Below are 26,869 nucleotides of genomic sequence, written 5' to 3' on the forward strand. Positions count from 1 at the left end.
ACCTGCCCAGCCTAGCGGTGTGCCGCGGGTTCCAACAGTGGGTGCAGGTGACGTGGGGGCAAATGTTCACCCAACGCTTCCAAGGAGTTCTAGTTGCCGTCCGACGCCATTGGTTCAGGCTCCGGTTCCTGCCCGGGAACGCGCACCGGGCGGGGCGCTTCGATGGCGATTGCCTGGGCATTGGCGCCGCGCTTTTCGCGTTCGGAAATGCGGCGCCCGGTCCGCACCAGGATGGCGTGGGAGAGCTTGTCGATCAGGTAGCCCATGACGATGGCCAGGGCGACAGAGAGGACGATCCCCAGCAACTGGTTGTCGTGGAACCAGGCACCGGCAACCACGCCGATGGCCACCGAATAGCTGGACCAGGTCAGGCACCCGGCGACATCCAGCACGGTGAAGCGCCGGTGCGAGAAGCCGGTCGCTCCGGAACTGAGGTTCACCACCACCCTGCCAATGGGAACGTAGCGGGCGGTGAAGATCAGCATGGCCCCGCGCATGTTCAGTTCGCGGCGGGCAAAGGCAAAGAGTCTCTGCATGCGCGGGCGCCTCATCCAGCCGAACCGCTCGGTGCCGATGCGCCTGCCCAGCAGGTAGGCCATCTGGTCCCCGGTGATCGCCCCCACGGCCCCGGCAAGGATCAACAGGTAGACGTTGGGGATCCCGGTGCCAGCAGCCACGACGCCCAGGGCGACGAGAAGCGTCTCCGAGGGAAGGATGGGCAGGAAGCCGTCGATAAAGCAGAAAAAGCAAACGATCGGCAGGATCCACCACGCGTTAGCCGCGTGGACGATGGCCTCGTTGATCAGGTCCACTGGGAAACCGTCTTTCATTTGCATTGGCGGCGCACCGCTGGAAACCCCAAGGCGCGGCAACTCGTGGCCCCAAGAACCACTTGGCTCCCATTCTCCCGCATTTCACCGGTCCCGTGAATCATTCCCCGGGTTGAATAATGGGTTCCGTGCATCGTCCGTTCGGACCATGCGCGCCAGGGACGGGGACGCCTCAGGAAGCGGTGATCCTGTCGATGACCAGTGCCATGTCCGGACGGCTTCCGACCGGTGCGATGGTTGCCGCGCCCTCGAGCAGGGCGCGGGCGCGTTCGAAGCGTTCGGGGGTGTCGGTGAGCATGGTGGCCAGCGGCGCGCCGCGGCGCACCAGGTCGCCGGGCTTGGCATGCAGGCGCACGCCGGCCCCTGCCTGCACGGGGTCTTGGCGGCGGGCCCGTCCGGCGCCCAGGCGCCAGGCGGCAACTCCCACATCCATGGCGTCGAGTGAGGTGAGGACACCGTCTGCCTGCGCGTAGACGACCTCCGACTCCTTCGCCACCGGCAACGGCGCGTCGTTGTCCCCGCCCTGCGCGGCGATCATGGCGCGCCACTTGTCCATCGCCCTGCCGTCCTTCAGTGCAGCCGCGACATCCACGTCGCGGATACCCGCCCCGGCAAGCATCTCCGTGGCCAGCGCGAGGGTCAGCTCCACCACGTCGGAGGGCCCGCCCCCGGAGAGCACCTCGATGGATTCCTCGACCTCGATCGCATTGCCGGCGGTGAGCCCCAGCGGGGTGTCCATGTTGGTCAGCAGCGCCACGGTGTGCACCCCGGCGTCGGTGCCCAGGTTCACCATGGTGGCGGCAAGTTCCCGGGCGTCGGCGAGGTTCTTCATGAACGCGCCGGATCCCACCTTCACGTCCAGCACCAGCGCCCCGGTGCCCTCGGCGATCTTCTTGCTCATGATCGAGGAGGCAATCAGCGGGATCGACTCGACGGTGCCGGTGACGTCACGCAGCGCGTAGAGCTTCTTGTCCGCCGGGGCCAGGGAAGCGCCGGCGGCGCAGATCACCGCGCCGACCTCAGAGAGCTGGCGCAGCATGGCCTCGTTGCCCAGCTCGGCCCGCCACCCGGAAATCGCCTCGAGCTTGTCCAGTGTGCCGCCGGTGTGCCCCAGCCCGCGGCCCGAGAGCTGCGGGACGGCAACGCCGAAAACGGCTACGAGCGGCGCCAGCGGCAGGGTGATCTTGTCCCCCACCCCGCCAGTGGAGTGCTTGTCCGTGGTGGCCATCGCCCGTCCGGCGGGCGTGCGGAGCGTGGAGAAGTCCATGCGCTGCCCCGAGTTGATCATCGCGGTGGTCCAGCGGGAGATCTCCGCCCGGTCCATGCCGTTGAGCAGGATTGCCATGTTCAGCGCCGCCATCTGTTCCTCGGCGATCACCCCGCGGGTGTAGGCGTCGATGGTCCAGTCGATCTGCTCCCCGGACAGGGTGCCGCGGTCGCGCTTGATGCGGATGATGTCAACGGCGTCAAAGTTCTCGGTGCTCATCTGTCTTCCTTGATCCGGACGCCTTCCCCCGCGGGTGTGGGGGGCCGCGGCCTAGAGGTTGTGCTTTCCGAAAGCGTCGGGCAGCACCTGGTCCATGGTTTGGATGCCGCGCGGGGTCATCAACTGCATCCGCTCACCGCTGTGTTCGAAGAGCAGCTGCCGGCAGCGCCCGCAGGGCATCAGCGAGGTGCCGGTGGCATCCACGCAGTAGAAGGCATGCAGCTTGCCGCCGCCGGTGGCAAAGAGTTCGCCGATCATGTTGCATTCGGCGCACAGCGTGACGCCATAGGCGGCGTTTTCCACGTTGCAGCCCGAGACCGTGCGCCCGTCCTCGGTCAGCGCCGCGGCACCGACCTTGAAGTTCGAGTAGGGCGCGTAGGCGCGTTCCATGGCGGCGACGGCGGCCAGCCGCAGGGCCTCCCAATCGGCCTGGCCCACCACGGGCAGGGCGGCGGGGGAATCAGTCATCGCTTCCCCCTCCCTAGCCCTTCACGTAGGGTTGGCCGGTGGCAGCCGGTGCCCGTGACTTGCCGACCAGGCCGGCCACGGCAAAGACCGTGACCACGTAGGGCAGCATCGCCATGAACTGGCTGGGCACCGGGGTGCCGATGATGGTGAGGATCGACTGTAGGTTGTCGGCGAAGCCGAAGAGCAGTGCGGCGAAGAAGGCCCCGATGGGATTCCAGCGTCCGAAGATCACCGCGGCCAGGGCGATGAAGCCGCGCCCGCCGGAGATTTCCTTGGTGAAGGAGTCGATGGCCACCAGCGTGAAGAAGGAACCGCCGATACCGGCGATCGCCCCGCCCATGATCACGTTGACGAACCGCGTGGTGTTGACCTTGATGCCCAGGGTGTCGGCGGCCTTGGGGTGTTCGCCCACGGCGCGCACGCGCAGCCCCCACCGGGTCTTGAAGAGCCCGATCCACACCGCCGCCACGGCGATGTACATCAGGTAGCCCACGATGGACTGGCGGAAAAGGATCGGGCCGATGATCGGGATGGCCGAGAGCACGGGGATCTCGATGACCGTCAGGCGCCCCGGGGAGTTGTAGAGTTCCGGGTCGGTCTGCATCACGGTGGTGAACAGGAACCCGGTGATGCCCGAGACCAGCACGTTGAGCACCACGCCGACGATGATCTGGTTGACCACGTACTTGATGGAGAAGATGGCCAGCACCACCGAGACCAGTGCGCCTGCCACCGCTGCGGCGAGCAGGCCAAGCAAGGGGCTGCCCGTCACCGAGGCGATGATCGCGGCGCTGAAGGCGCCGCCGAGCAGCTGGCCCTCGATGGCGATGTTGACCACGCCGGCGCGCTCACACAGGACCCCGGAAAGCGAACCGAAGACAAGTGGCACCGCCAGGGTCACCGACCCGGCAATCAGCCCGGCCAGGGAGATCTGCGGGGTGCGGGCGCCGGAGACGACCCAGACCAGGAACGCGAAGATGAACAGCGCGGCGAAAACCATGGGCACCCAACCCGGGGTGGGTCGGTGCTCACGCGTCATGAAGATCGAGTACCCGGCCAGCACGCACATGGCCAGGCCCAGCACGATTCCGGTGGCAATGCCGGGAACCACTACGTTCGGCAGGGTGAACACGTCGCCGCCGGTGGAGATCCCGAAGGTGGCGGTTTGCGCGGAGCCGCCGAAGCCGAAGAACACCAGCGAGAGCAGTCCGATGACCGAGAGCATGATGGGGGTCTTCCAACCCACCGGCGCATGCACCAGGGACTTGGCGGACAGGGTTGGGGCCGGCGCGCTCATGCGCCACCTCCTTGGCTGGCAGGTGCAGCGGGCGCCGGCGCCTCGTGCTTGGGTTTCTTCTGTGGCTTGTTCTTTGACTTGCGGTTCAGCCCGAACATGGCGCGAACCAGGGGCGGTGCGGCAATGAAGAGCACGATCAGCGACTGGACGACCAGGACGATGTCGATGGGGGTGCCGGTGGAAATCTGCATGGTTACCGCCCCGGCACGGAACGCGCCGAAGAGCAGGCCGGCAAAGAAGGTGCCCCACGGGGTGGAGCGCCCCAGCAGTGCCACGGTGATCGCGTCGAAGCCCAGGGATGCGGCGATGCCGGCGGTGAGCACCTTTTCGGTGCCCGCCACCTGGGCCACGCCGGCGGCCCCGGCCAGGGCGCCGGCGATGGCCATCACCAGGATGGTGGAACGCGCGACGTTGACCCCGGCGGTGCGGGCGGCAGCGGCATTGGCTCCCACGGCGCGGAACTCGAAGCCGATGGTGGAGCGCTTCAGGATCCAGGCAACCAGGACTGTCAGGGCGATGGCCATGACGAAGCCCAGGTGCAGGCGGGATCCGGGCAGCGCCGGGAAGACGGCGCTGGGATCCAGGATGGGTGAAATCGGGTTGGTCTCCCCCGGACGCTGGAAGGCCTCGGTGTTGAGCAGGAAGTCAAGGAAGTACAGGGCCACGTAGTTGAACATGATCGTGAGGATCACTTCGTGGGCGCCGGTGCGTGCCTTGAGCAGGCCCACCAGACCGCCCCAGACCGCTCCGCCGAGGATGCCCATGAGGATCACCAGCAGCAGGTGCAGGCCGAAGGGCAGGTGCCAGGCAAAACCTGCATAGGAGGCCATGACGGAACCAATGATGATCTGGCCCTGGGCACCGATGTTGAACAGCCCGGCGCGGAACGCCAGGGCAACGCCCAGGCCGGCGCAGATCAGCGGGGTGGAAACCGTGAGGGTTTCCAGGAAGGGAGCAAAGCCCTGGCGCGAATTGTAGATCGAGCCCTGGAAGAGCGAGACGTAGGAGTCGGTTCCCGCCGCCCACAACGCCTGGAAAAAGTCCGAGGGGCGCGAGAAGAGATAGCCGGCGGTGGTGGCGACCTTGGCGTCGGTAACGGCAATCAGCAGCCCGCCGAGCACCAGGGCCACGATGACCGCCAGGACCGAGACGAGGCCCGGGCCCTGCGTGATTCGCTCCCAGGTGCTGCGCTGCTTCTCTTCGGTGGTTTTGGCGTGCAGCGGTGGAGGGCTGCCGGGGGAAAGTTCGCTCTGGCTCACGCGAAGTCTCCTTCCATGTCGTCGGGGGAATCCTTGTGGGCGCTTTCGGCTTCGGTCGGCGAGACGCCGGCCATCATCAGGCCCAGGACATCGCGCGGGGTGTCGGCATCCACGATGCCGATGAGCCTGCCCTTGTAGATCACGGCGATGCGGTCCGCGAGCTGGAGCACCTCGTCGAGTTCGGTGGACACGATCATCACCGGGGTGCCGCCGTCGCGTTCGGCAAGGATGCGGCGGTGCAGGAATTCGATGGACCCCACGTCGACGCCGCGGGTGGGCTGGGAGGCGATGAACAGGCGCAGCGGGCGGGAGAGCTCGCGGGCCATCACGACCTTTTGCTGGTTGCCGCCCGAGAGGGAGGAAGCCAGGTTCTCGGCCGATGGGGTGCGCACATCGAACTCGGCGACCCGGGACTCCGCATTCTTCGCGACCTGGGCCGGGCGCATCGAGATGCCCTTGGCGAAAGGTGCCTTGTCGTAGAGGTCAAGGACCAGGTTTTCGGCAATGCTGAAATCCGAGATCAATCCATCGGCGGTGCGGTCCTCGGGAACGAAGCCGATGCCCGCGCCCAGGACCTGCTTGACGCTGCGACCCAGCAGTTCCTTGCCCTCCAGGGTGATGGAACCGGAGACCCGGTCCTGGATGCCAAGGATCGCCTCGGTGAGTTCGGTTTGCCCATTGCCCTGGACCCCGGCGATGGCCAGGATCTCGCCGCGGCGGATCTCGAAGCTCAGGTCATCGACCACGTGTTGGCCGGTGATGGAGGTGACGGTGAGGTTCTTGACCTTGAAGGTCGCCTCGCCCGGGTTGGCCGGGTCCTTGTCCATGGTGAGCTTGACCTCGCGGCCGACCATCATCGAGGCCAGCTCGGTGGTCTCGGCATCCGGTGGGGCATCGCCCACGACGCGGCCGCGACGGATCACGGTGATGACGTCCGAGACGGCCTTGACCTCGCGCAGCTTGTGCGAGATGAAGACGATGGAGGTGCCGTTGGCCTTGAGCTGGCGCATGATGTCCAGCAGCTCGTCGGTTTCCTGCGGGGTCAGCACGGCCGTGGGCTCGTCGAGGATCAGCACCTCGGCGTTGCGCACCAGTGCCTTGATGATTTCCACGCGCTGCTGCACGCCCACCGGCAGGTCCTCGACCAGCGCGTCGGGGTCGACGTGGAATCCGTACTTGTCGGAAATTTCCCGGATCTTCTTCCGGGTGACCTCCAAGTCAAGGAAGCCGCCGCCCTTGGTGGACTCGGCGCCCAGGGCGACGTTTTCGGCCACGGTGAAGACGGGGACCAGCATGAAGTGCTGGTGCACCATGCCGATGCCCGCGGCCATGGCATCGCCGGGGCCGCGGAAGGTCACCGGTTTGCCGTCCACCAGGATGCGTCCGGCCGTCGGCTCGTAGAGGCCGTAGAGCACGTTCATCAACGTTGACTTGCCGGCACCGTTTTCGCCGAGCAGGCAGTGGATCTGCCCTTCGTCGACAACGAGGTCGATGTCCTCATTGGCGTAGAACGATCCAAACGCCTTTGAGATTCCTTGGAGTTCGAGTTTCACGACACCACCATTCTTGCTTGTCAGATAGCGGTGGGAGCCCTGATGGGGGCCATCCCGCCGCATTGCCCGTGCCAGCTGGTTCCAAGACTATGCAGGCCAACGGCGCACCACCAGCCCCCCACTGCCACCCCCCACGTGTCGTGGGGAGGTGCGAGGGAGAGCCGGCAGCGCGCCGTGTGGTGCCGGTGTCCGGAAACCGCCGGATGTGCGGGGTGCTAGGACTTCGGGCTGGCCTGTGATTCGACCTTGATCGAACCGTCGATGATTCCGGCCTTCAGTGCCTCGAGCTCGGCCTTGGTCTCGGCGGAGACGTCGGAGTCGAAGTCGTGGAACGGAGCCAGTGCAACACCGGTGTTTTCCAGGGTGCCCACGTATGCCTCCGAATCGAAGGTGCCTGCCTGGTCGTCGGTGATGACCTGCTCCACCGCGGTGTCCATGGTCTTGATGACCGAGGTCAGCATGACGTCCTTGTAGTCAGGTGCGGTGAGGAAGCCGTCGGAGTCGACCCACACCAGCAGGGCGTCCTTGCCCGCTGCGTTGGCTTCCTTCACGGCCGCGCCGGCGCCCTTGCCGACCGGGCCTGCCACGGGCATGACGATGTCGGCACCCTGGTCGAGGAAGTTCTTGGTGACCTGCTTGCCCTTGTCCTGCTTCTCGAAGTCGCCGGTGAAGGTGCCGTCCTGCTTGTCCTTGTCCCAGCCCAGCAGCTTCACGTTCTCGTTCTTGTCGGCGTTGAACTTGTCGACGCCATCGGCAAAGCCGTCCATGAAGATGGTCACGGTCGGGATCTTGATGCCGCCGAAGGTGGCAACGGTTCCGGTCTTGGACTGGGCCGCGGCGACGTAGCCCGCCAGGTAGGCGGCCTGGGCCGTGTCGTAGATGATCGGCTTCACGTTTTCGATCGGCTTGTCGTAGGCGAAGTCGACGATGGCGAAGTGCTTGTCGGGGTTGGCCTCGGCAGCTGCCTTGGTGGCATCGCCGAGCAGGAAGCCAACCGTGATGGTGAGATTGCAGCCCGCACCCATCATTCCGTTGAGGTTGGTGGCGAAGTCCGAGTTGGCCTTGGACTCGGCGGTCTTCGGCGTGAAGCCCAGCGTCTCGGCGGCCTTGCTCAGGCCGCGGAAGGAAGATTCGTTGAAGGACTGGTCGTCGAATCCGCCGGAGTCGGAAACGATGCAGCCCAGGTAGTCCGATGCCGCGTCCGGGCCGCCGTTGCCCTCTTCGGGTGCAGCGCCACAGGCGGTCAGGACGAGTGCAGAAATGCCGAGCACGGCAGCAGCCATACCGGTCTTGCGCTTGAAGTTGCGCATAGGGAGTTCCTCCATATAGTTACGAGCTACAAGTACCGTGGCCCGGATTCGCGGGGGTTGCCCGGCCGGGAATCCATACCCACGATTGGTGGGGCACTGCCGCCGGCAACTTGCCGCGCCGGCATGAATCCGCGGCTTCCCGCGACGTCCCCGGCCTCCACAATTGTGGGGCAGGGCACGTTCGGAAAGAACGGCTTCACAACCACATAGCCTAACCTGTAAAACGCTTGACGCATTATGGAAGAAGGTTACAACCAGATAACGCTACGGATCGGACCTACTCTTCGGTAGCCAACCTCAGCTGCTCGATGGCCCGCAGTGCTGCCGAGGCCATGACCGTCACGCCCACCTCGATGGCCGACTCGTCGGGAATGTAGTCCCCGCGGTGCAGGTCGTAGTTCTCCCCGCCCCGGGTTCGCGTACCCAGGCGCATCATGGCACCGGGCACCTTGCTGGTCATCCAGGCGAAGTCCTCCCCGCCCATGGATTGCGGGGTGAGCACGATGGATCCGGAACCGAACTCGGCGCGCGCCGAATCCTCGATGAGGTCGGTCTCCTCTTCGGTGTTGATCACCGGGGGGACGCCGCGGATGTGCTCGAGCTTGACCTCGACTCCGTAGGGGCTGGCCACCTGGCGCACGACCTCGTCCAGCAGGTCCCCGGCACCCTTCCAGGCTTCCCCGTCGAGGCAGCGCATGGTTCCGGCCAAATAGCCGGTGGCAGGGATCGCGTTGGGAGCGCTGCCGGCATGGATCTGGCCCCAGACCACGGAGACCGCGCTGCGCACGTCGATGCGCCGACCCAGGACGGCTGGCACGTTCGTGGCGATCTGGCTCATCGCGAAGACCAGGTCCTCGGTCAGGTGCGGGCGGGAGGTGTGCCCGCCGCGGCCGACGAGTTCAATTTTGATGGTGTCGGACGCGCTGGTGATCGCGCCGATGCGGGTGCCGATCTTTCCGGCGTCGATGCGCGGCTCGCAGTGCAGGGCCACGATGCGCGGGACCTCGTCCAGGACGCCGGCGGCAATCACGTTCAAGGCGCCGCCTGGCATCTTTTCCTCGGCGGGCTGGAAGATCACGCGGATCCTCGCGCCCAGCGGCGACTGGTCGTCGATGGCCTTGAGCACTTTGGCAACCCCGAGCATCACGGTGGTGTGGATGTCGTGGCCGCAGGCATGCGCAACCCCGTCCACCACCGAGGCGTAATCCAGGCCAGTTTCCTCCAGGATCGGCAGCGCGTCGATGTCCGCGCGCAGCGCCAGGGCGATGGGCCCGTCGCCGATGTCTACGTACGCTCCGGTGTCCTCCAGCGCGACAGGGGCCAGGCCCACCTCGCGCAGCCGGGTGAGGATCCGTTCGGTCGTCTTGTATTCCACGAACGAGAGCTCCGGATTCGCATGGACCTCTCGACGGAATGCCACCAGCTCGCCAACCAGGGGCTTCACCCAGGGCTTGACGGACGGGATCTTCAGGTCTTCATTCATACTCGTGCGCACCTTACCGACAATACGCGCTGGGACCTGAGCTTGCGCTGTTCGCTTCCAATTGTTGCCTCGCTCACTTTCGCCTCCTTTTTAATGCGGACGTTGATGCGCAACCCTTTCCGCCGAATGAAAATGCCCCGCGGCAAACGCTTCTCCAGCACTGCCGCGGGGCATCGGACAGGGGCCGGTGGCTTCCGGCCCGTGCACCTACAGGACGTCGACGGCGCCCTCTGCCTTGAGCTTTTCCACGGTGCCCTTCACCGACTGGGCATGTTCCTTGGTGGTGACCAGCAGCGCGTCGGGAGTGTCCACCACGACCACGTCGTGGATGCCGATCAGGGCAATCACGCGCTTGGAGTCGGTGACCACCACGCCGGTCGCGTTGTCCGAGTACACGCGCGGGTTCGCGCCCACCACGGTGACGCCAGTCTTCTCGCTGGCCGGATTCAGCCGGCCGATGGCGGCAAAGTCCCCGACGTCGTCCCAGTTGAACACCCCGGGAATCACGGCCACGTCCCCGGCCGCGGCGGCAGGCTCGGCCACTGCGTAGTCGATGGCGATCTTGGGCAGCGTTGGCCAGATGCGGTCCATGGTTGCCACGCGATCGCCGGTTTCCCAGGCGGCTGCGATTTCCATGAGGCCGGCGTGCAGCTCCGGCTGGCTGCGCTGCAGGTGCTCGAGCATCAGTGACACCGGGGCCACGAACATTCCTGCGTTCCACAGGTAGCCGCCGTCGGCGAGGTAGCGACGGGCGGTGTCCTCGTCGGGCTTCTCCACGAACTCGACCACGTCGCGCGCGGTGGGTGCGCCCGAGATGTCCATGCGCTCCCCGGCCCGGATGTAGCCGAAGCCGGTGGACGGCAAGGTCGGACGGATGCCGATGGTGACGATCTTGCCGGTGGCAGCGGTGTGGATCGCCTCGCGCACGGCCTCCTGGAAGACCTCCACCGGGACGATGACCTGGTCCGCGGCGAAGGAGCCCATGATGGTCTCGGGGTTGCGCAGGTACAGGATCGCCGCGGCCAGGCCGATGGCTGCCGCGGAGTCCTTGGGATCCGGCTCAAGGACCAGGTTCAGGTCGCCGAGCTCCGGCAATTGCGCCAGCACCGCGGTGCGGTGCGCGCGGCCGGTGACCACCATGATGTTGTCGCCCGCCAGCGGGATCAACCGCTCGTAGGTGGCCCGAATCAGTGTTGATCCGGAGCCGGTCAGGTCGTGGAGAAATTTCGGGGCGGCGGCGCGCGAGAGCGGCCACAGACGGGTGCCGACACCACCTGCAGGGATGACCCCGTGGAATCGTGCCATGAGTTCAGCGTTCATCCGACTAAGGCTAATGGATGAACCTCGGGAAAGCGGTGCCGGCCCCCCATGAAATACGGCATTGGAATCTAATGTATTTCGCGCATTTCCCGGATGTTTAGCCGATCAACCCCATGTTCCGGTGAGGCTACTCACACGGATAGCCGAAAGAATGGGCACCCTTGTCGATGGTGGTCTAAGATCGGGCAAGGAACGCTCGCACCAAGGCGTCAATTTATTGTGTGGAAAATACACATGCGCCCTTGCGAGTCATGGAGGTTAATTCAGTGTCGAAGGCTTCGTCAGGCACCCTCTACCGCGGCCATGAAGGCATGTGGTCTTGGGTGGGGCACCGCGTAACGGGTGTCGTAATATTCTTATTCCTTTTGGTACACGTGCTCGATACGTCCCTGGTCCGGGTCTCCCCCGGCGCCTACGACGCGGTCATGTCCACGTACAAGAACCCGCTGATGGCCCTGGGTGAAACCGCCCTCGTCGCTGCCATCGTCTTCCACGCGTTCAACGGCTTGCGCCTGATCCTGGTCGACTTCTGGAAGTCGGGAACCAAGTACCACCGCCAGATGCTCTGGGGCGTTTTGGCCCTCTGGGTCATCACCATGGTGGCATTCTCCATCCGCCACCTGTCACTCGCCTTTGGAGGTCACTAACCCATGTCGGCAGAAATCGCTGCACCCCGCAGCCAACGCATCGATCCGAAGTACAACCGCGCCCGCAAGTCGCGCGGCAGCTTCGAAATGGTCGCATGGCTCTTCATGCGCCTCTCCGGCGTCGCACTGGTCGTCTTGATATTCGGACACCTCTTTGCGAACCTCATGGTCGGCGACGGCATCAACGCCATCGACTTCGGCTTCGTGGCCGGCAAGTGGGCCGATCCGGTCTGGCAGTTCTGGGACCTGGCAATGCTCTGGCTGGCCATGCTCCACGGCACCAACGGCGTGCGCACCATCATCAATGACTACGCCGAGAAGCCTGCCACCCGCGTGTGGCTCAAGGGCATCCTCTACGTTGCGACCATTGTCATCGTCGTCATGGGCACCCTGGTGATCTTCACCTTCGATCCTTGCATCGCCGGTAACTCCATCGCGGCTTGCCAGTAATCTTCGGCTCCCCGTTCGTTCGCTGAAGCAGAGAATTCAAGAAAAGAGAGCATCAGGTATGCAGGTACACAAGTACGACGTCGTGATTGTCGGAGCAGGCGGCGCAGGCATGCGCGCGGCCATTGAATCCGGCCAGCGCGCACGTACGGCCGTTCTCACCAAGCTTTACCCAACCCGCTCGCACACCGGTGCGGCACAGGGTGGCATGTGTGCGGCCTTGGCCAACGTAGAAGAAGACAACTGGGAATGGCACACCTTTGACACCGTCAAGGGCGGGGACTACCTGGTTGACCAGGACGCCGCCGAGGTCATGGCGAAGGAAGCCATCGACGCGGTGCTCGACCTGGAAAAGATGGGTCTTCCGTTCAACCGAACCCCGGAAGGCAAGATCGACCAGCGCCGCTTCGGCGGCCACACCCGCGACCACGGCAAGGCCGCCGTGCGCCGCGCGTGCTACGCAGCGGACCGCACCGGCCACATGATCCTGCAGACGCTGTACCAAAACTGCGTCAAGCACAACGTCGAGTTCTACAACGAGTTCTACGTCCTGGACATGCTCATGGTTGAGGAGGATGCCTTCCGCGAGGACGGCACCGCCTACAAGCAGAAGCGCGTTGCAGGCGTGGTTTCCTACGACCTGGCCACCGGCGAACTCCACGTCTTCCAGGCCAAGTCCGTCATCTTCGCCACCGGCGGCGCCGGCAAGGTCTTCAAGACCACCTCCAACGCCCACACCCTCACCGGTGACGGCATGGGCATCGCGTTCCGCAAGGGCATCCCGCTCGAGGACATGGAATTCGTGCAGTTCCACCCGACCGGCCTGGCCGGCCTGGGCATCCTGCTCTCCGAAGCAGCCCGTGGCGAAGGCGCCATCCTGCGCAACTCGGAGGGTGAGCGCTTCATGGAGCGCTACGCCCCGACCATCAAGGACCTCGCACCGCGTGACATCGTCGCCCGGTCGATGGCCAACGAGGTGCGCGAGGGCCGCGGCTGTGGCCCGAACAAGGACTACGTCCTGCTCGACCTGACCCACCTGGAGCCGGCTCACATCGATGCCAAGCTCCCGGACATCACCGAGTTCGCCCGCACCTACCTGGGCGTCGAGCCGTACACGGAGCCGGTGCCGGTTTTCCCGACCGCGCACTACGTCATGGGCGGCATCCCGACGAACATCGAAGCCGAGGTCCTCCAGGACAACGACACCGTGATCCCGGGCCTCTTCGCCGCCGGCGAGGTTGCCTGCGTTTCGGTTCACGGCTCCAACCGCCTGGGCACCAACTCGCTGCTGGACATCAACGTGTTCGGCAAGCGCGCCGGCATCTCCGCTGCCAAGTACGCCCTGGGCGCCGAGTTCGTCGAGCTTCCCGAGGATCCGGAGGCATTCACTGCCAACCAGATCGATGCCATGATCAACTCCACCGGAACCGAGCGCGTTGCAGTCTTGCGCAAGGAACTGCAGGACATCATGGACGCCAACGTCCAGGTGTTCCGCGACAAGGACTCGATGAACCGTGCACTCGTGGTCATCGAGGAACTGCGCGAGCGCTACAAGAACGTGGCGGTCCAGGACAAGGGCAAGCGATTCAACCTCGACCTGCTTGAGGCCATCGAGCTTGGCTTCCTGCTGGACATGGCCGAGGTCATGACCGCAGCCGCCATGTACCGCAAGGAATCCCGCGGCGGTCACTACCGCGAGGACTTCCCGAACCGCGACGACGAGAACTTCATGAAGCACTCCATGTCGTACCGCGACGCAACGGCCACCACCGAGGGCATTTCCGGCATTCGCATGGAAACCAAGCCCGTCATCTTCACCCGTTACCAGCCGATGGAGCGTAAGTACTAATGAGCACGGAACTTCCGGAACCAGCATCGAAGATTGAGCTGAAGCCAGGTGTTGGCGGCGGCGGAGAAATCCCGCAGTTCAACATCACCTTGCGCGTCCGCCGGTACCTGCCGGAGACCACCGCAGACGCGTACTGGGAAGACTTTGAGCTGACCATGTACGGCACCGACCGCGTGCTGGATGCCCTGCACAAGGTCAAGTGGGACCACGACGGTTCGCTGTCCTTCCGCCGTTCGTGCGCCCACGGCGTCTGTGGCTCCGATGCCATGCGCATCAACGGCCGCAACCGCCTGGCCTGCAAGACCTTGCTCAAGGACCTGGACCACTCCAAGCCGATCACCGTTGAAGCCATCAAGGGCCTGCCCCTTGAAAAGGACCTCATCGTCGACATGGAGCCGTTCTTCCAGTCCTACCGCGAGATCATGCCGTTCCTGATCAACAAGGGCCACGAGCCCTCGGCGGAGCGCTACCAGTCGGCAGAGGACCACGCCAAGTTCGAGGACACCACCAAGTGCATCCTCTGCGCCGCGTGCACCTCTTCCTGCCCGGTCTTCTGGACCGATGGCCAGTACTTCGGCCCGGCGGCAATCGTGAACGCACACCGCTTCATCTTCGACTCGCGCGATGATTCAGGCGACATGCGTTTGGAGATCCTGAACGACAAGGAAGGCGTGTGGCGCTGCCGCACCACCTTCAACTGCACCGAAGCATGCCCGCGTGGCATCCAGGTGACCCAGGCAATCGCCGAGGTCAAGCAGGCCATCCTGGCCCGTTCCATCTAGTTTCAAACTAGGCCCTCGTGTGGCCCGGTTTCCCTTGCGGGAAGCCGGGCCACACTGCTTTAAGCAGTACCTGGGGGCGGTCGACGGGACGGCCATCCGTGCAGTCCATTCCCATGCCATGGGGAAGGACCCATTGCGCGTGCCCTGTGGGCGGGGGGGTGTCCAGGGAAGGCGGAAGCTCTGCTTTTGCCGCTCAGGCGCGTTTGGCGCGAGCGCGTTCCACGTCCGCCGAGCGAACGGCCACGACGGCCGCCGAGAGCAGGTACACGTGTCCGAGCAGGTTGAACCAGATGAACAACCCCAGGATCACGGCAAAGGGCGCCAGCACGGCATTGTTGGTCAAGGAGGCCAGCAGCATGGCGGAGAGGAAGCGCAGGATCGTTGCACCGGCTCCCGCCAGCAGGACGCCACCCGCCAGTCCCCCGTCAATGACCTTGGCCCGTGAGGCCACCCGCAAAAGCACCCATGCGGTGGCGCAATCCAGGCCGAACATCGCCACGACGAAGCCCACCCGGCTCAACGCGTTGGTCCACCACCCATTGAGGTGGAGCACTGCCGACAGGGATTCAACCATCGAGGAACTGGCAATGGCCAGGGTGCTCGAGGCGATCAGGGCCACTGCGAGGACCAGCAACAACAATGCGTCGCGCAGCTTGGACACCACCGGGTTGGAGCGGTCCCGATGCAGGCCAAGGATGGTGCGGATGCCCTCGCGAAGGCCGGAAAGCCAGCCCAACGACGTGAAGACCAGGGCACCCAGGGAAACTGCAAGGGTGAGCCCGAAACTGCGAAAGCCCAGGAGTTGTTCCGGGTTGGCCAGTCCCCCGTGGCCGGTGTCAAGCAGTCCGGGTGTGCCGGCCGCGACCATGGCGATCACGCCGTCGCGCAGCACCGGATTGTCGCTGGCAAACATTCCCAGCACGGCGAACCCCGCCACAAGCATCGCGGCGATCGAGAAGAACATTCGGTATGCGCTGCCGGCGGCCAGCAACGGTCCGCGGCGCCTGACGTATAGGTTCCAGACCCTCAGGGGGTAGAGCGCGTAGAATCTGGCGGTGAGCAGGAGGCAGAAGGTCTTGAAACGCAGCCACGGCGTGCCGGAGGCACGCGCTTGGTAAAGTTCCTGCGCCTTCAGCCGGATGAAGGCGTGAAGTGCCCGGGGGTCCAGAGGGGAAGGCGGGGCCGCGACCGGAGCGCCGACAAAGCGGCGGGCCACCACGCCGGGGGCCCGGGTCCCAAGTTCCCCGGCAACGGGGTCAATGGACGTACTCGCCGAAGCGGCCGGCTCAACGTCGTCGGCTGTGTCCCAGGCCGGCGCCGTTGATCCCTTAGCTCGACGGCCCACCAAGACCCAGCTCCTCACGAAGCGACCAGGCACCGGTGGCATCGAGGGCAAAGAGGCCAATGCTTTGGACCGTGAAGCTCAGGGATTCGCCCTTGAGTTCTTCCTGGGCCAGGTCCATGACAGCCTCTTCGACCTCGTGGGCGATCGTGAGGTGCGGGTGGTAGCCGTAGGCCACCTCGTGCCGCATGGGACCGTCAACCAACGCGTCATGCAATTCGCTGCATGAATCGGCGCCGTTCTCCACGTTCAGGAACACCACCGGCGTGATGGGCCTAAACGTCCCGGTCCCGCGCAGGCTGACCTCGAAGGGCTCCGCCTGGGCAGCCACCTTGTGAACATGCTCCACCGCGGAATCCCAGTCGGTGGTGGAGCCGGAGACCAGGGTGATGTGCGGGGCGACGGCCGCTGCCGCCACTCCGCCGTAGCGCCGGAGCCACGTGCGCAGTGCTGCGTCGTGCGGTGCAGGGATCTCAATGACCACCCCGAGAGCCGTCGCCTGCGCGACGTCGGAGCCGGTCCTTTCCCCTGCATTGGTGCCCATTGCTAGCGGATCCCTCCCAGGGGAGCCATGAAGCCAACGCGCTCGTACACGTCTGCCAGCGTCTTGGAAGCAACCTCGCGCGCCTTGAGGGCGCCGGCGGCAAGGAGCGAATCCAACTCGGCCGGGTCCTGGAGCAGTTCGAGGGTCCGGGCCCGCACCGGGGTCAGCGCTTCGACGACGGCGTCCGCCACCGCCACCTTCAGGTGGCCGTACATCTTGCCCTCGAACTCGTTGACCAGCGCCGGGATCGGGGTCCCGGTCACTGCCGAGAGGATCTCCAGCAGGTTGGTCACCCCGGGTTTGTTGGCGCGGTCGTGGGCCACGACGGTGTCGGCGTCGGTGACGGCGGACTTGATGCGCTTGGCCACCAGCTTCGGCTCGTCCAGGATGTTGATCAGGCCGTTGGGGCTGGAGGCGGACTTGGACATCTTGGAGGTCGGGGCCTGCAGGTCGTAGATTCGGGCGCCTTCCTTCTTGATGAAGGCCTCCGGCACCACGAAGGTCTCGCCAAAGCGGTGGTTGAAGCGGGTGGCCAGGTCGCGGGCCAGCTCCACGTGCTGGCGCTGGTCATCGCCCACCGGGACGCCCTGGGGCTGGTACAGGAGGATGTCCGCGGCCATGAGCACCGGGTAGGTGAACAGCCCCACCGACGCGACGTCGGCACCGCCCTTGGAGCTCTTGTCCTTGAACTGCGTCATCCGGCTGGCCTCGCCGAAGCCGGTGATGCAGTTCAGCACCCAGGCAAGCTGCGCGTGCTCGGGCACCTGCGACTGGACGAAGAGCGTTGACTTCTCTAGGTCGATGCCGCCGGCGATGTACTGGGCCGCGGTGACCCGGGTGCGGTTGCGCAAGTCGGCCGGATCCTGCGGCACCGTGATGGCGTGCATGTCCGGGATGAAGAAGAACGCCTCGTAGTCATCCTGGGCCTTGACCCAGTTGACCAGGGCACCCAGGTAATTGCCCAGGTGCAGGGAATCGGCCGAGGGCTGCATGCCCGACAGGACGCGCGGACGGGTGGTGGTGGCCAGTGTTTCGCTCATGCGTTGGATGGGTCCTTTAGAACTGGTAGTCGACGACCAGCGGAGCATGGTCGGAGAAGCGCAAATCGTAGGCCGAGGCGCGATCCACATGGGACTTGACGGCCTTCTCAGCGAGCTGAGGGGTGGCCATGTGGTAGTCGATGCGCCACCCGGCGTCGTTGTCGAATGCCTGCCCGCGGAAGGACCACCAGGTGTAGGGGCCCTGCGCGTCGGGGCCGGCCAGTTCCCGTGCCACGTCCTTGTACCCGATGCCATCGCCGAAGAACCCGTCGAAGTAGGCGATCTCCTCGTCCATCACGCCGGCGCGCTTGTTGTGGTTCGGCTTCCAGTTCTTGATGTCCTTCTCGGTGTGCACGACGTTCAAGTCGCCCACCACCAGAACGTGGTCTTTCTCGTTCTTCAGCTCGACCAGGCGCACATTCATGCGCTCGAGGAAGCGGTACTTGTCCACCTGCTTCTGGGTGTTCAGCTCACCGGAGTGCACATAGGCGGAGACAACGCACAGCGTGCTGCCGTCCTCCATGGTGAAGTCCGCTTCCACCCAGCGCCCGGACTCGGCGAAGTACTCCTCGCCGATGTGCCCGCGCACGGCGGTCGGCTCGGCGCGCGAAAGCACCGCCACCCCGGCGCGCCCCTTGTCCTTGGCTTCGGCGTGCAGCATGTGCCAGCCCTCGCCGACCAGCTCGCGCACGATCGCATCCGGCGCGCGCACCTCCTGCAGGCAGAGGATGTCCGTGTCGCGGGCGTCGATCCAGTCGGCCATGTTGCGCTTGTAGGCAGCACGGATGCCGTTGACGTTCACCGAGGCAACGCGCAACGCACGCTCGGACTTGGCCAGGATCTCTTCTGAGGTAGGTATCACGCCATCCACCTTATCGATATTTGTTCGAGGGGTTGTCGCCGGCACTGCCGGGGTGTCGCCTTGTCGGCGACGGCTCCGAATATTTAGTCGATGACCTCGCCGGTCATGGGCTCTCCACGACCGGAGGGCTTCATCATGTCACGGGCGTTGGAAGCGGTGATCTCGATGGTTTCCAGGGCGCGGTCAACCATGCCCTTGGCATCCTCGCCGCCTTGCGCCCGGTATTCATTCACGACACCGACCTGCACCTGAATGATCTTGAAGGAGTGGTCAAGCTTCAGGTCGCGATTTCGCGTTGCCTCGTCCATGACGACGGGGCTGGTGCTTGGAGCTCCCTGGCCGCGGGTGGCGGCTGCCGCTGTGGCGGCCTTCAGCTGGGTACTCATCTTCGCCGCACCCCGCTTGAGTCCAAGGACCAGGAACGCCGACAGCAGGAGCCAACCCAAGGAAATCACCACAACGAGCCAGCCAATGACGTCGTTCTGGTTCGCCGCGAAGACGACGGCCACCAAGAAGATGGTGACCATGACGGCGAAGGAGAGGGTCGAGGCGTTGATGGTGATCTTTTTGCCCTGCGCGCGGGCCGAGTTACTACCGAGGGGTTCCATGGTTATATTCTCTCAAACACGCGGCTGCCGGACCGAATCCGGGCGCGGATTACGCTTGTCAGCTTAATTGACCAACCTCTGGGCCGCACGTGCAGGTTTCAGGGGACGACCCGGGCCTTGCCGATCGCGTGTTTGGCGCCCCTTTTGGAGCAAGGACGCGCCTGGCACTGCGCCCAGGGCGTTTCCCTCCCCCGGTACCGTGAGTCCCCGCGATTTCCCGCGCCGGCCCGTACAACGACCGGTGATGTCGGTTCAGTCGTCGCGGGACTCCTTCACCCGTGCCACCAGCTGGGTCGGGTTCACGAACCGCAGCGCAACCACCAGGATGACCAGCATCATCGCGGTGTAGAGCACGCCCATGCTGGAGACCAGTTGCCGGGCCTCGCCGCCGCCGGAGGAGGTCATGGCCCGGTAGATGGCCACCACCAGGGTGTCCGAAGTCGGACCGGAGACCAGGTAGGTCAGCTCGAACATGCCAACGGTCCTGACCAGCACCAGGATGGCCGCAGCCAGGATCCCCGGCACCAGCAGCGGGGCGAGGATCCGGGTGAAGACCCGGCGCATGCTCGCTCCGGACATGCGGGCGGCGTTCTCGATCGCCGGATTGATCTGTTCGATGAACGGTGTCATGGTCAGGATCACGAACGGGACCGACGGGACCAGGTTCACCAGGATGACCGCCAGCACCGTGCGGCCCAGGCCGAAGTTGTACATGACAGTGGCCAACGGGATGCCGTAGGTGATCGGCGGCATCAGCACCGGCAGCAGGAAAAGCACCGTCACGAGCTTCTTGAAGGGGAAGTCCCGGCGCGCGAGCACGTAGGCGGCGGGCACCCCGATCAGGACCGAAAGGACGACGACCGTGAAGGAGGCACCGAGGGTCACCAAGACGATCTGGCCCAGGTTGAACCGTTCCCAGGCCCCGGTGTACCAGTCGAGGGTGAACGTCTCCGGCAGCCAGGTGTCGAACCACGGCTTGCCGAACGAGTCGACCACAACGCTGGAGATGATCCCGACAAGGAAGATGAAGAACGCCGCGATGCCCGCCCAGACGAACCATGTGCCAGGGGAGGCTATGAGCGCTCTTTCACCGGGCGGGCGGGCTGGCTTGGCGTACGGTTTCTTGCCGCGCTTGCGGGCGGGCCCGGGCTCCGGGGCCGATTCGACCATGGGCGTGATTGCCATTATCCCTTGCCTCCTGTTGACCCTTTGTAGAGGAACGAGCGCCACAGCAGCACCACGGCGATCACGACCAGTTCCACGACGCCCATCATGATGGCGATCGTCGAGGCCATGGCGTAGTCCTGCTGCTCGCCGAACGCGCGGTACGCCATCAGCGCCATCACCCTCGTCTCCCCCAGCGGGTCACCAACCAGCCGTGCGGACGGGAAGACGCTGAACGCCAGCACGAAGGTGAGGATGAACGTCGTGGCCAGACCGGGGGCGAGCAGCGGAAGGATGATGCGCCTGAAGCGCTGCTTCCAATCCGCGCCCAGGGTCTTGGCAGCCGCCTCGATCGCCGGGTCGATGCCGGAGAGGTAGGAGGAGATCAGCAGGAACGCGAACGGGAATCCGGAGATGACCAGCGAAAGCATGACGCCGAGGTAGTTGTTCACGATCGGGAACGGTTCGTTGATGATGCCCGCTTCCATCAGGAAGCGGTTGACCCAGCCCTGGCGGCCGCCGAAGATCAGCAGACCCTGGGCCGTGAGGACCGTGCCGAGGGTGATCGGCAGGACCAGCAGGGTGGACAGCAGCCGCTTGCCGCGGAACCGGTGTCTGAGCTTGAAGGCGATCGGCACCGAAACCAGCACGTTGAACAGAGCCACCGGCAGCGCCAGCCGCATCGTGATCCAGACCGAGTCGAACAGGAACGGGTCCTTGAAGAACGCGATGTAGTTGGCCAGGAAACCGCCGCCCCACTGTTCCTGGGTGCGTGGCAGTGGCTGGAAGGTCAGGCCGATGCCGTAGGTGAACGGGTAGACGAAGAGCACCAGCCCGAAGAGCAGCGCCGGGATAAGCATCAGCAGCTGGCTGTCGATGCCGCGCTCCGCGAGCCGGTGCCGCCGGCTGGCCGAGGCCTTGGGGCGCGGTTCCGTCTTGGACGTACTCATCCGCGCACCTGCAGGAGTTCCTGCTCCTCGGCGGAGACTGCGGCCAGGGAGGTGCGGTAGACCAGTGCCCTGGCCGGGTCCAGCAGCAGCGTGACGGTTTCCCCGGGTGTCGGCGCATATTCGGAATGCACGAACAGGTTCTTGCCCGTGCCCGTGGTGACCCCGACCGCGAATTCGCGGCCCTGGTATTCAACCACCGACACGGTCGCCTCGAATGCGTTGCGCCCATCGGTCGGCTGGCCCTCGCGGGCAACGACGAGGTCGTGCGGGCGGATGGCCACCCGTACCTCGTCGCCGACTGCCGCGGACTGGACCAGCGTGGCATCCAGCAGCAGCCCGTCGCCTTCGACCCGCGCGGAGCTCCCGGAGACCGAGACCACCTTCAAATCCAGCAGGTTGCGGTAGCCCATGAAGTCTGCCACGTGCCAGTTGGCCGGGTTGTCGTGCAACTCCGCCGGGGTGCCGATCTGCTGGACCTGGCCCTCGCGCAAGACCACCAGCCGGTCCGCCAGGCTGAGCGCTTCCTCCTGGTCGTGGGTGACGTAGATGGTGGTCAGGCCCAGGGACTGGTGCAGACGGCGGATTTCCGTGCGCATCTCCAGCCGTAGCTTCGCGTCCAGGTTGGAAAGGGGCTCGTCCATGAGTACCAGCCGCGGCTCGATCACGATGGCGCGGGCGATGGCGACACGCTGCTGCTGGCCTCCGGAGAGCTGGCCGGGAAGTTTTTTGGCGTGTTCCTCCAGCTTGACCAGGGCGATGGCTTCCTTGACGCGGCGGGAGACTTCCGCGCGCGGCCTGTTGCGCATCTGCAGCCCGAAGGCCACGTTCTTTTCCACCGAAAGGTGGGGGAAGAGCGCGTAGTTTTGGAAGACCATGCCGAAGTCGCGCTTTTCGGACGGCAGGACGTCCACGCGCTTGCCGTCGATGAGAATTTGTCCGTGGGTGAGGGGAAGCAGTCCGGCAAGGCAATTCAGCGCCGTCGATTTCCCGCAACCCGACGGTCCAAGCAGGGCGATGAACTCGCCCGCCCGGATCGTCAGGTTCAGGTCGACCAATGCGTCGTGGCCTCCAAAACTGCGTCCTACATTCTTCAGTTCAAGGGATCCGAATGCGTTGGCCGAGGTTGCCATGGTTACTTGGCCTCGAACTTTCCGGCGCCGATTTCGCGGTCCCAGATATCGAACGCCTGGACCATCTTCTCCGGGGTCAACGGCGTCACCTTTTCCTTCTCCTCGATCAGCGCGTCGTACCAGTCGCGGCCGAATTCGGCGATGGTGTCCTGGCTTTCCTGCGGAGCCTTGTCCAGGGTGGCATCCTTGACTGCCGGGCCGGGATAGAAGTAACCCGAATCGTAGGCCTTGGCATTCTGCTCGGGGGTGAGCATGTTCTGGAGCATCAGCAAGATCGCCGAGATCTTGTCGGCCGACTGGCCCTTCGGGACCACTGCGTAGTGCGCGTCGGTCACCCAGGTGAAGTCGTCGAACGCAGCTGCCTCGATCTTGTTTGGCTCCCGGTTTTCGGCCCGCGGTTCGATGTCCCAGCCGGTGGTGGTGGGGATCAGCGACCAGGTTCCGTCGGACATGTTGGTGATGACCTGGCCGGTGCCGGTCGGGTAGTTGTCAATGGTGGCACCCAGTTCCTTGAGGTACGCCCAGGTCTTGTCCCAGCCGTTCTCGGGATCGGTCGGATCCGAGTCGCCCAGGATGTAGGGAAGGCCCATCAGGAATGTGCGGCCGGGACCGGAGTTTGCCGGGCGGGCGTAGCCGAACTTACCGGGGTTGGCCTTGGCCCAGGCCAACACTTCCTCGGGCGTGCTGGGCACGTCCTTCACCACGTCCGGGTCGTACTGCAGCAATGGTCCGGACGGGTAGTAGGTGACAACGGCACCGAAGCCGCCGGCCAGTTCCTGCATGGCGGCTGCAGGCTCCAGGTAGTTGGCCTGGTTGGAGAGTCGGTCTCCGTATTCCGTCACCAGCGGGACCCACAGGTCCTGCCCGATTCCGGCCGAGAGTCCGTCGTTTCCGGTCAGGACCAGGTCGACTTGAAGCGACCCGCTGTCCACCTGCGGCTTGATGGTGCCGACCAGGTCCGGCGCGCCGCCGGTCTCCCAGGTGACCGAGGAGATGACATCCGGGTTTGCCGCCGCGAAGTCCTCGACCATCTTGCCGGTGAGTTTCTGGTTTCCCGCAACGTCCAGGATGTGCAGGGAGACGGGCGCGGACGGCTTGTCCGGCACCTCACCGCCGCTGGCTGCTGGGGCGGTGTTCGTCGTGCCGGTGTTCGGCGCCGAGCATCCAGTCATTGCCAAGGCGAGCACGGCGACTGTAGACGCAAGATATTTGATCTTTCGAGCCTTCATATCGTGTTCCTTCATCCTTTTTCTCCCTGGACGCGAGTGCCCAGAAGCTGCGGGTCATCCGCCGGTGACGGATGCGGTGGTGCTCGGCGCGGACACCGTGGGGCGATCCTTTGCGACTCCGGTCGATTCCCGGACCATCAGTTCAAAGGGAACTTCGTGGCATTCGGACTTGCGCGGCGTGCCCTGCAGGGCTTCCAGCAGTGCATCGACGCTGGTCCTGCCCATTTGAACGCGGGGAAAATCGACCGTGGTCAGGGTCGGCCAGACCAATGTGGAAACCGGGACGTTGTCAAAGCCGGTGACGCTGATGTCACCCGGAACGCTCAATCCCCGGTGCCGGAGTCGGTCCATCAGTCCTACGGCGACAAGATCGTTGAAGGCAATAACCGCAGTCGCTCCGCTGGCAATGGCCAGGTCCCCGGCATGGATGCCACCGGTGAACACCGGCTGGAAATTGCCGAGCTCGACCAGCTCAAGTTCCGGGAATTCCTGCCCCGCCGCCGCGAAGGACCGCTCGCGCTGGAGGTTCGCCCACGAGGCCTGCGGGCCGCCGGCGTAGGCAATCCTGCGGTGCCCCAGCGCCATCAGGTGACCCATGATGGACCGGAAACTCTCGGCATGATCAAAGGTAATGGAGGGCACTTCCGGAACACGACGGTTCACCAGCACCAGTGGCATTTCCTTGGCCAGCTGTTGGATGCTGGCATCGGTGCCACGCGCCGAACAGACGATGACGCCGTCCACCTGATGCGAAAGACCGCGGATGATTTCGGTTTCCACCGAGGCGTCTTCGTCAGTGTCGGCGATAAAGACGGCGTAGCCTGCGGCTCTTGCCCTCGCTTGCACTCCCTTGGCCATGGAACCGAAGAACGGATTCTCAAGGTCCGGCACGACTAGCCCAATGGCGCCGCTGCGGCCGGAGATGAGGTTGCGGGCGTTGAGGTTCGGCGTGTACCCGAGCTTCCGTGCCGTCTCCTGTACTCGGGCTCGGGTTGCCGCGTTGACCATTTCGGGCGACGACAGCGCACGGGACACCGTGGAAATGGAAACTCCGGCGATCCGGGCAATATCGCGGACTGTTACAGCCATCTCACACCACCCCGTGTCAGTTCATCCCCCCGTGCATCACCAGCGAATCGCTGTGATATGAAACATACTGCAAGCGTTTGCAGTGTGGGTCAAGGCTTTTCAGAATCCATTCAAATGAAGAGTTGGCAGAGGGCTGGCCGATCACTAAGGATGCTCTACTAAACGAGCAGTGCCTGGGTTGGTCGATTCGTGGAACCACGCATCAGCAAGGCACGACGGAGCAACGGGTCCGGCGGACCAAGAAAGTTCACAAGTTGACGAAAAAGAGCAGAGTATTCGCAGCCGCAGCGGCCAGCACGTTCCGCGGCGCTACCTGTTTGGATCGCGAAGAACTATCAGACCAAATGCCAACCACTCGCATTGGGCCGGGAGAAAATCTCGAGGCCATCGAGTTGATTCTAGATGGCATCCTCGCCGACTTGGACCTGCGCTTGGCAAGGTATTCCCGCGTGAAGCTAGTGGAAATTTGGATGTAGCCCCGTCCAGCCAAAGACCTCTCAACCCGTTTACCCGAACACCGGTGAGGGACTACGCCGATACCGGGCAAAGCCTGTCCAAAACGTAGGCAATCACCAGCTGACCAAGCAAAACGGATGCTTCTGCGGATCAAGGTAGACACGGTAAGTCTTCGAGCCAGCTCCCATGGACGTTGCGCCCATGGACAGGACTTCGGTTTCGGCCAGGTCAAGGTCCTTGACCCTGACGTCAATGTGGGCCTGCTGCGGATGAAGGTGACCGGGCCACTCCGGTGCGACGTATGGATCCACACGCTGGAAGGCTATGGCCGGGCGATCCGGTGCATCACCGATACCCACCCAGTCGTCGTCGTTTTCGACTCGGATCATCCCCAGCAGTTCCTCATAGAAACTGGCCAAGCTGTCGGGGTTTTCGCAGTCAATTACCAATGCTTGCCATGAGCCAACCATGTCCGCACGCCTTTCCAAGGTCTGGTGTGTGTGGGTCTTCCTGCTCATCAAGTATGCGCCGCGGGTTCATTCTCGACCAGAGTCAGGTCTGCCGAAAATAAACGATCTCGGACGCCTTGCAATCCTCGTGACCTCGCGTCGTGCGCCCATCCCGTCCGTGGGAGGTGTTCCATGCCGAGAAGGACTCGCGCGTTTGATTTGACCAGCGGCTGGCCTTGGAGTTCATACCCAGGCAATCATGGATCGTTTCCCCGTTCACTCTTGCTGCTGTATCGGTTTCAGGTCCTCCCCGGCAATCGGTTTTCCTCGCTCTGGTGCGCTGCGGGCTCGGTTGGCGAGGTTCTCTGTGAGTAGCTACCGTCGGTGCAACTCGAGTGAAAGTTCGAGCATCGCCTCGGCGCTCCTGGACAGCCGAACCCCTTCGCTCCAAACCATGGATATCGGTACGTGGCGCACGGCCGGATGGATCTGGCGCACCACCAACGGTCGCCCCTCGTAGGAAACGTCTACGGCCGGACGCTGGACCAGGATCGAATATCCCATGCCACGGGCGACCATCGAACGGGTCACCTCGAAGTCGGTGGTGCGGAAGCGGATCCAAGGTGTCAGCCCGGCTGCGGAAAACATCATCTCGGTGTTCTCGCGACTCGGGTTCACGTCAAGCAAGATCATGGGCTCGTCGACAAGTTCGGCGAGCGCTACCGTATCCAGTGCCGCGAGCGGGTGGTCCGCCGGCAGCACGACAACGGGCACGGCCTCTCTCAACCGTTTGCGGGTCAGCCCCGGGGGAACAGTGAGATCGTAGGCAATGGCCAGGTCCAGCTCGCCCGAAAGCAGTCTCTCGTGGATTTCCTGCTGGGTTCCCGCGAAAAAGTCCAGCTCCACCTCCGGGTGCCGGTTTCCATACTCCGCCATGAGCTCGGTCAACAGCGTGGGAGCCAACGACGAATAGCATCCGATGACAACCTTGCCCCGCAGGGTGTTGCCCGCGTCGGCTGCCATGACCTGCAGATCCGTGGCGGCATGCAGCAGCCCCCGGGCCTGGGACAGAACATACTGGCCCGACGGGGTCAGGCTGACGCCGTGGGCTTTCCGCCTGATCGTCAGCTGCGCATTGAATGCGCGTTCCAGCTCGTTCAGTGCTCCGGTGATCGCCGAGGGTGAGAGCATCAATGCCGCCGCGGCCCCGGCAATGGACCCCTGCTCCCCCACGGCGACGAAGCATTCCAACTGTCTCAATGTGTACCGGGCCAC

The 26,869-nt window shown here is 64.5% G+C and carries 25 protein-coding genes; 4 read left to right on the forward strand and 21 right to left on the reverse strand.

Annotation, left to right across the window (positions count from 1 at the left end; genetic code table 11):
* Positions 1 to 89 precede the first annotated feature (89 nt).
* From ACIPUB_RS11820 to ACIPUB_RS11860, 9 genes are all read right to left on the reverse strand, one after another.
* Positions 90 to 812, reverse strand: a complete 723-nt coding sequence (locus ACIPUB_RS11820) for a DedA family protein (protein ID WP_407607544.1) — start codon at positions 810 to 812, stop codon at positions 90 to 92.
* 190 nt (positions 813 to 1,002) lie between these two features.
* Positions 1,003 to 2,316 carry a thymidine phosphorylase gene (locus tag ACIPUB_RS11825; protein WP_407607545.1) on the reverse strand — a complete coding sequence of 438 codons (1,314 nt, stop codon included), beginning with the start codon at positions 2,314 to 2,316 and terminating at the stop codon, positions 1,003 to 1,005.
* 51 nt (positions 2,317 to 2,367) lie between these two features.
* Positions 2,368 to 2,784 carry a cytidine deaminase gene (locus tag ACIPUB_RS11830; protein ID WP_407607546.1) on the reverse strand — a complete coding sequence of 139 codons (417 nt, stop codon included), beginning with the start codon at positions 2,782 to 2,784 and terminating at the stop codon, positions 2,368 to 2,370.
* Positions 2,785 to 2,797: 13 nt separating this feature from the next.
* Positions 2,798 to 4,081, reverse strand: a complete 1,284-nt coding sequence (locus tag ACIPUB_RS11835) for an ABC transporter permease (RefSeq protein WP_310289141.1) — start codon at positions 4,079 to 4,081, stop codon at positions 2,798 to 2,800.
* On the reverse strand, positions 4,078 to 5,301 hold the full coding sequence (locus tag ACIPUB_RS11840) for an ABC transporter permease (RefSeq protein WP_407607580.1): 1,224 nt from the start codon (positions 5,299 to 5,301) through the stop codon (positions 4,078 to 4,080). Before ACIPUB_RS11840 ends, ACIPUB_RS11835 begins: the two co-directional genes overlap by 4 nt.
* 35 nt (positions 5,302 to 5,336) lie before the next feature.
* On the reverse strand, positions 5,337 to 6,893 hold the full coding sequence (locus ACIPUB_RS11845; RefSeq protein WP_407607547.1) for an ABC transporter ATP-binding protein: 1,557 nt from the start codon (positions 6,891 to 6,893) through the stop codon (positions 5,337 to 5,339).
* Positions 6,894 to 7,108: 215 nt separating this feature from the next.
* Complete coding sequence (locus ACIPUB_RS11850) at positions 7,109 to 8,203, reverse strand: BMP family protein (RefSeq protein WP_407607548.1); 1,095 nt, start codon at positions 8,201 to 8,203, stop codon at positions 7,109 to 7,111.
* A 277-nt stretch (positions 8,204 to 8,480) separates the two neighbouring features.
* Positions 8,481 to 9,686, reverse strand: a complete 1,206-nt coding sequence (locus tag ACIPUB_RS11855; RefSeq protein WP_407607549.1) for an amidohydrolase — start codon at positions 9,684 to 9,686, stop codon at positions 8,481 to 8,483.
* Positions 9,687 to 9,893: 207 nt separating this feature from the next.
* Complete coding sequence (locus tag ACIPUB_RS11860) at positions 9,894 to 11,006, reverse strand: mannose-1-phosphate guanylyltransferase (RefSeq protein ID WP_264268292.1); 1,113 nt, start codon at positions 11,004 to 11,006, stop codon at positions 9,894 to 9,896.
* A 251-nt stretch (positions 11,007 to 11,257) separates the two neighbouring features.
* Here ACIPUB_RS11860 and sdhC point away from each other — a divergent pair, with 251 nt between their 5' ends.
* Genes sdhC through ACIPUB_RS11880 form a run of 4 tightly spaced genes read left to right on the forward strand, consistent with a single transcriptional unit; the run spans position 11,258 to position 14,731 of the window.
* Positions 11,258 to 11,653, forward strand: a complete 396-nt coding sequence (gene sdhC, locus ACIPUB_RS11865) for a succinate dehydrogenase, cytochrome b556 subunit (RefSeq protein WP_217388615.1) — start codon at positions 11,258 to 11,260, stop codon at positions 11,651 to 11,653.
* 3 nt (positions 11,654 to 11,656) lie between these two features.
* Positions 11,657 to 12,103 carry a succinate dehydrogenase hydrophobic membrane anchor subunit gene (locus tag ACIPUB_RS11870; protein WP_407607550.1) on the forward strand — a complete coding sequence of 149 codons (447 nt, stop codon included), beginning with the start codon at positions 11,657 to 11,659 and terminating at the stop codon, positions 12,101 to 12,103.
* A 58-nt stretch (positions 12,104 to 12,161) separates the two neighbouring features.
* The gene (gene sdhA, locus ACIPUB_RS11875) at positions 12,162 to 13,949 is read left to right on the forward strand and encodes a succinate dehydrogenase flavoprotein subunit (protein WP_407607551.1); all 1,788 of its coding nucleotides are present in this window, start codon (positions 12,162 to 12,164) and stop codon (positions 13,947 to 13,949) included.
* On the forward strand, positions 13,949 to 14,731 hold the full coding sequence (locus ACIPUB_RS11880; RefSeq protein ID WP_264268295.1) for a succinate dehydrogenase iron-sulfur subunit: 783 nt from the start codon (positions 13,949 to 13,951) through the stop codon (positions 14,729 to 14,731). Before sdhA ends, ACIPUB_RS11880 begins: the two co-directional genes overlap by 1 nt.
* Before the next feature lie 193 nt (positions 14,732 to 14,924).
* Here the strand turns inward: ACIPUB_RS11880 and ACIPUB_RS11885 are convergent, their stop codons facing one another.
* From ACIPUB_RS11885 to ACIPUB_RS11940, 12 genes are all read right to left on the reverse strand, one after another.
* On the reverse strand, positions 14,925 to 16,076 hold the full coding sequence (locus tag ACIPUB_RS11885) for a YihY/virulence factor BrkB family protein (RefSeq protein WP_407607552.1): 1,152 nt from the start codon (positions 16,074 to 16,076) through the stop codon (positions 14,925 to 14,927).
* Positions 16,060 to 16,617 carry a 2'-5' RNA ligase family protein gene (locus ACIPUB_RS11890; protein ID WP_407607553.1) on the reverse strand — a complete coding sequence of 186 codons (558 nt, stop codon included), beginning with the start codon at positions 16,615 to 16,617 and terminating at the stop codon, positions 16,060 to 16,062. The genes ACIPUB_RS11885 and ACIPUB_RS11890 overlap by 17 nt, the downstream gene beginning before the upstream one ends.
* Positions 16,618 to 16,619: 2 nt before the next feature.
* Positions 16,620 to 17,657 (reverse strand): tryptophan--tRNA ligase, encoded by a 1,038-nt coding sequence (trpS, locus tag ACIPUB_RS11895; RefSeq protein ID WP_407607554.1) that lies wholly within the window; start codon positions 17,655 to 17,657, stop codon positions 16,620 to 16,622.
* Between the two features lie 16 nt (positions 17,658 to 17,673).
* Positions 17,674 to 18,519 (reverse strand): exodeoxyribonuclease III, encoded by an 846-nt coding sequence (locus ACIPUB_RS11900; RefSeq protein ID WP_407607555.1) that lies wholly within the window; start codon positions 18,517 to 18,519, stop codon positions 17,674 to 17,676.
* Between the two features lie 83 nt (positions 18,520 to 18,602).
* Entirely contained in the window at positions 18,603 to 19,127 is a 525-nt protein-coding gene (locus tag ACIPUB_RS11905) for a hypothetical protein (protein ID WP_407607556.1), read from the reverse strand.
* A gap of 252 nt (positions 19,128 to 19,379) precedes the next feature.
* A complete protein-coding gene (locus ACIPUB_RS11910; RefSeq protein ID WP_407607557.1) occupies positions 19,380 to 20,312 on the reverse strand; it encodes an ABC transporter permease in 933 nt (310 codons plus the stop codon).
* Positions 20,312 to 21,241, reverse strand: a complete 930-nt coding sequence (locus tag ACIPUB_RS11915) for an ABC transporter permease (protein WP_407607558.1) — start codon at positions 21,239 to 21,241, stop codon at positions 20,312 to 20,314. Before ACIPUB_RS11915 ends, ACIPUB_RS11910 begins: the two co-directional genes overlap by 1 nt.
* Positions 21,238 to 22,371: an ABC transporter ATP-binding protein gene (locus tag ACIPUB_RS11920; RefSeq protein ID WP_407607559.1), complete on the reverse strand. Its 1,134-nt coding sequence runs from the start codon at positions 22,369 to 22,371 to the stop codon at positions 21,238 to 21,240. The genes ACIPUB_RS11915 and ACIPUB_RS11920 overlap by 4 nt, the downstream gene beginning before the upstream one ends.
* A 2-nt stretch (positions 22,372 to 22,373) precedes the next feature.
* Complete coding sequence (locus tag ACIPUB_RS11925) at positions 22,374 to 23,600, reverse strand: extracellular solute-binding protein (protein ID WP_407607560.1); 1,227 nt, start codon at positions 23,598 to 23,600, stop codon at positions 22,374 to 22,376.
* Between the two features lie 54 nt (positions 23,601 to 23,654).
* Complete coding sequence (locus ACIPUB_RS11930; protein WP_407607561.1) at positions 23,655 to 24,689, reverse strand: LacI family DNA-binding transcriptional regulator; 1,035 nt, start codon at positions 24,687 to 24,689, stop codon at positions 23,655 to 23,657.
* A 569-nt stretch (positions 24,690 to 25,258) separates the two neighbouring features.
* A complete protein-coding gene (locus ACIPUB_RS11935; protein ID WP_407607562.1) occupies positions 25,259 to 25,615 on the reverse strand; it encodes a VOC family protein in 357 nt (118 codons plus the stop codon).
* Between the two features lie 354 nt (positions 25,616 to 25,969).
* Positions 25,970 to 26,845, reverse strand: coding sequence for a LysR family transcriptional regulator (locus ACIPUB_RS11940; RefSeq protein ID WP_407607563.1), 876 nt, complete (start codon positions 26,843 to 26,845; stop codon positions 25,970 to 25,972).
* Between the last annotated feature and the right edge of the window lie 24 nt (positions 26,846 to 26,869).

This window comes from Paeniglutamicibacter sp. ORCA_105 (genome assembly GCF_045798545.1).
Classification (GTDB): domain Bacteria; phylum Actinomycetota; class Actinomycetes; order Actinomycetales; family Micrococcaceae; genus Paeniglutamicibacter; species Paeniglutamicibacter sulfureus.

What these genes read in the sequence shown, in the direction of transcription:
- ACIPUB_RS11825 (WP_407607545.1), bottom strand. Translation starts at nt 2,316, where the DNA reads ATGAGCACCGAGAACTTTGACGCCGTTGACATCATCCGCATCAAGCGC.
- ACIPUB_RS11830 (WP_407607546.1), bottom strand. Translation starts at nt 2,784, where the DNA reads ATGACTGATTCCCCCGCCGCCCTGCCCGTGGTGGGCCAGGCCGATTGG.
- ACIPUB_RS11835 (WP_310289141.1), bottom strand. Translation starts at nt 4,081, where the DNA reads ATGAGCGCGCCGGCCCCAACCCTGTCCGCCAAGTCCCTGGTGCATGCG.
- ACIPUB_RS11850 (WP_407607548.1), bottom strand. Translation starts at nt 8,203, where the DNA reads ATGCGCAACTTCAAGCGCAAGACCGGTATGGCTGCTGCCGTGCTCGGC.
- ACIPUB_RS11855 (WP_407607549.1), bottom strand. Translation starts at nt 9,686, where the DNA reads ATGAATGAAGACCTGAAGATCCCGTCCGTCAAGCCCTGGGTGAAGCCC.
- ACIPUB_RS11860 (WP_264268292.1), bottom strand. Translation starts at nt 11,006, where the DNA reads ATGAACGCTGAACTCATGGCACGATTCCACGGGGTCATCCCTGCAGGT.
- sdhC (WP_217388615.1), top strand. Translation starts at nt 11,258, where the DNA reads ATGGAGGTTAATTCAGTGTCGAAGGCTTCGTCAGGCACCCTCTACCGC.
- ACIPUB_RS11870 (WP_407607550.1), top strand. Translation starts at nt 11,657, where the DNA reads ATGTCGGCAGAAATCGCTGCACCCCGCAGCCAACGCATCGATCCGAAG.
- sdhA (WP_407607551.1), top strand. Translation starts at nt 12,162, where the DNA reads ATGCAGGTACACAAGTACGACGTCGTGATTGTCGGAGCAGGCGGCGCA.
- ACIPUB_RS11880 (WP_264268295.1), top strand. Translation starts at nt 13,949, where the DNA reads ATGAGCACGGAACTTCCGGAACCAGCATCGAAGATTGAGCTGAAGCCA.
- ACIPUB_RS11890 (WP_407607553.1), bottom strand. Translation starts at nt 16,617, where the DNA reads ATGGGCACCAATGCAGGGGAAAGGACCGGCTCCGACGTCGCGCAGGCG.
- trpS (WP_407607554.1), bottom strand. Translation starts at nt 17,657, where the DNA reads ATGAGCGAAACACTGGCCACCACCACCCGTCCGCGCGTCCTGTCGGGC.
- ACIPUB_RS11905 (WP_407607556.1), bottom strand. Translation starts at nt 19,127, where the DNA reads ATGGAACCCCTCGGTAGTAACTCGGCCCGCGCGCAGGGCAAAAAGATC.
- ACIPUB_RS11910 (WP_407607557.1), bottom strand. Translation starts at nt 20,312, where the DNA reads ATGGCAATCACGCCCATGGTCGAATCGGCCCCGGAGCCCGGGCCCGCC.
- ACIPUB_RS11915 (WP_407607558.1), bottom strand. Translation starts at nt 21,241, where the DNA reads ATGAGTACGTCCAAGACGGAACCGCGCCCCAAGGCCTCGGCCAGCCGG.
- ACIPUB_RS11920 (WP_407607559.1), bottom strand. Translation starts at nt 22,371, where the DNA reads ATGGCAACCTCGGCCAACGCATTCGGATCCCTTGAACTGAAGAATGTA.
- ACIPUB_RS11925 (WP_407607560.1), bottom strand. Translation starts at nt 23,600, where the DNA reads ATGAAGGCTCGAAAGATCAAATATCTTGCGTCTACAGTCGCCGTGCTC.
- ACIPUB_RS11930 (WP_407607561.1), bottom strand. Translation starts at nt 24,689, where the DNA reads ATGGCTGTAACAGTCCGCGATATTGCCCGGATCGCCGGAGTTTCCATT.
- ACIPUB_RS11935 (WP_407607562.1), bottom strand. Translation starts at nt 25,615, where the DNA reads ATGGTTGGCTCATGGCAAGCATTGGTAATTGACTGCGAAAACCCCGAC.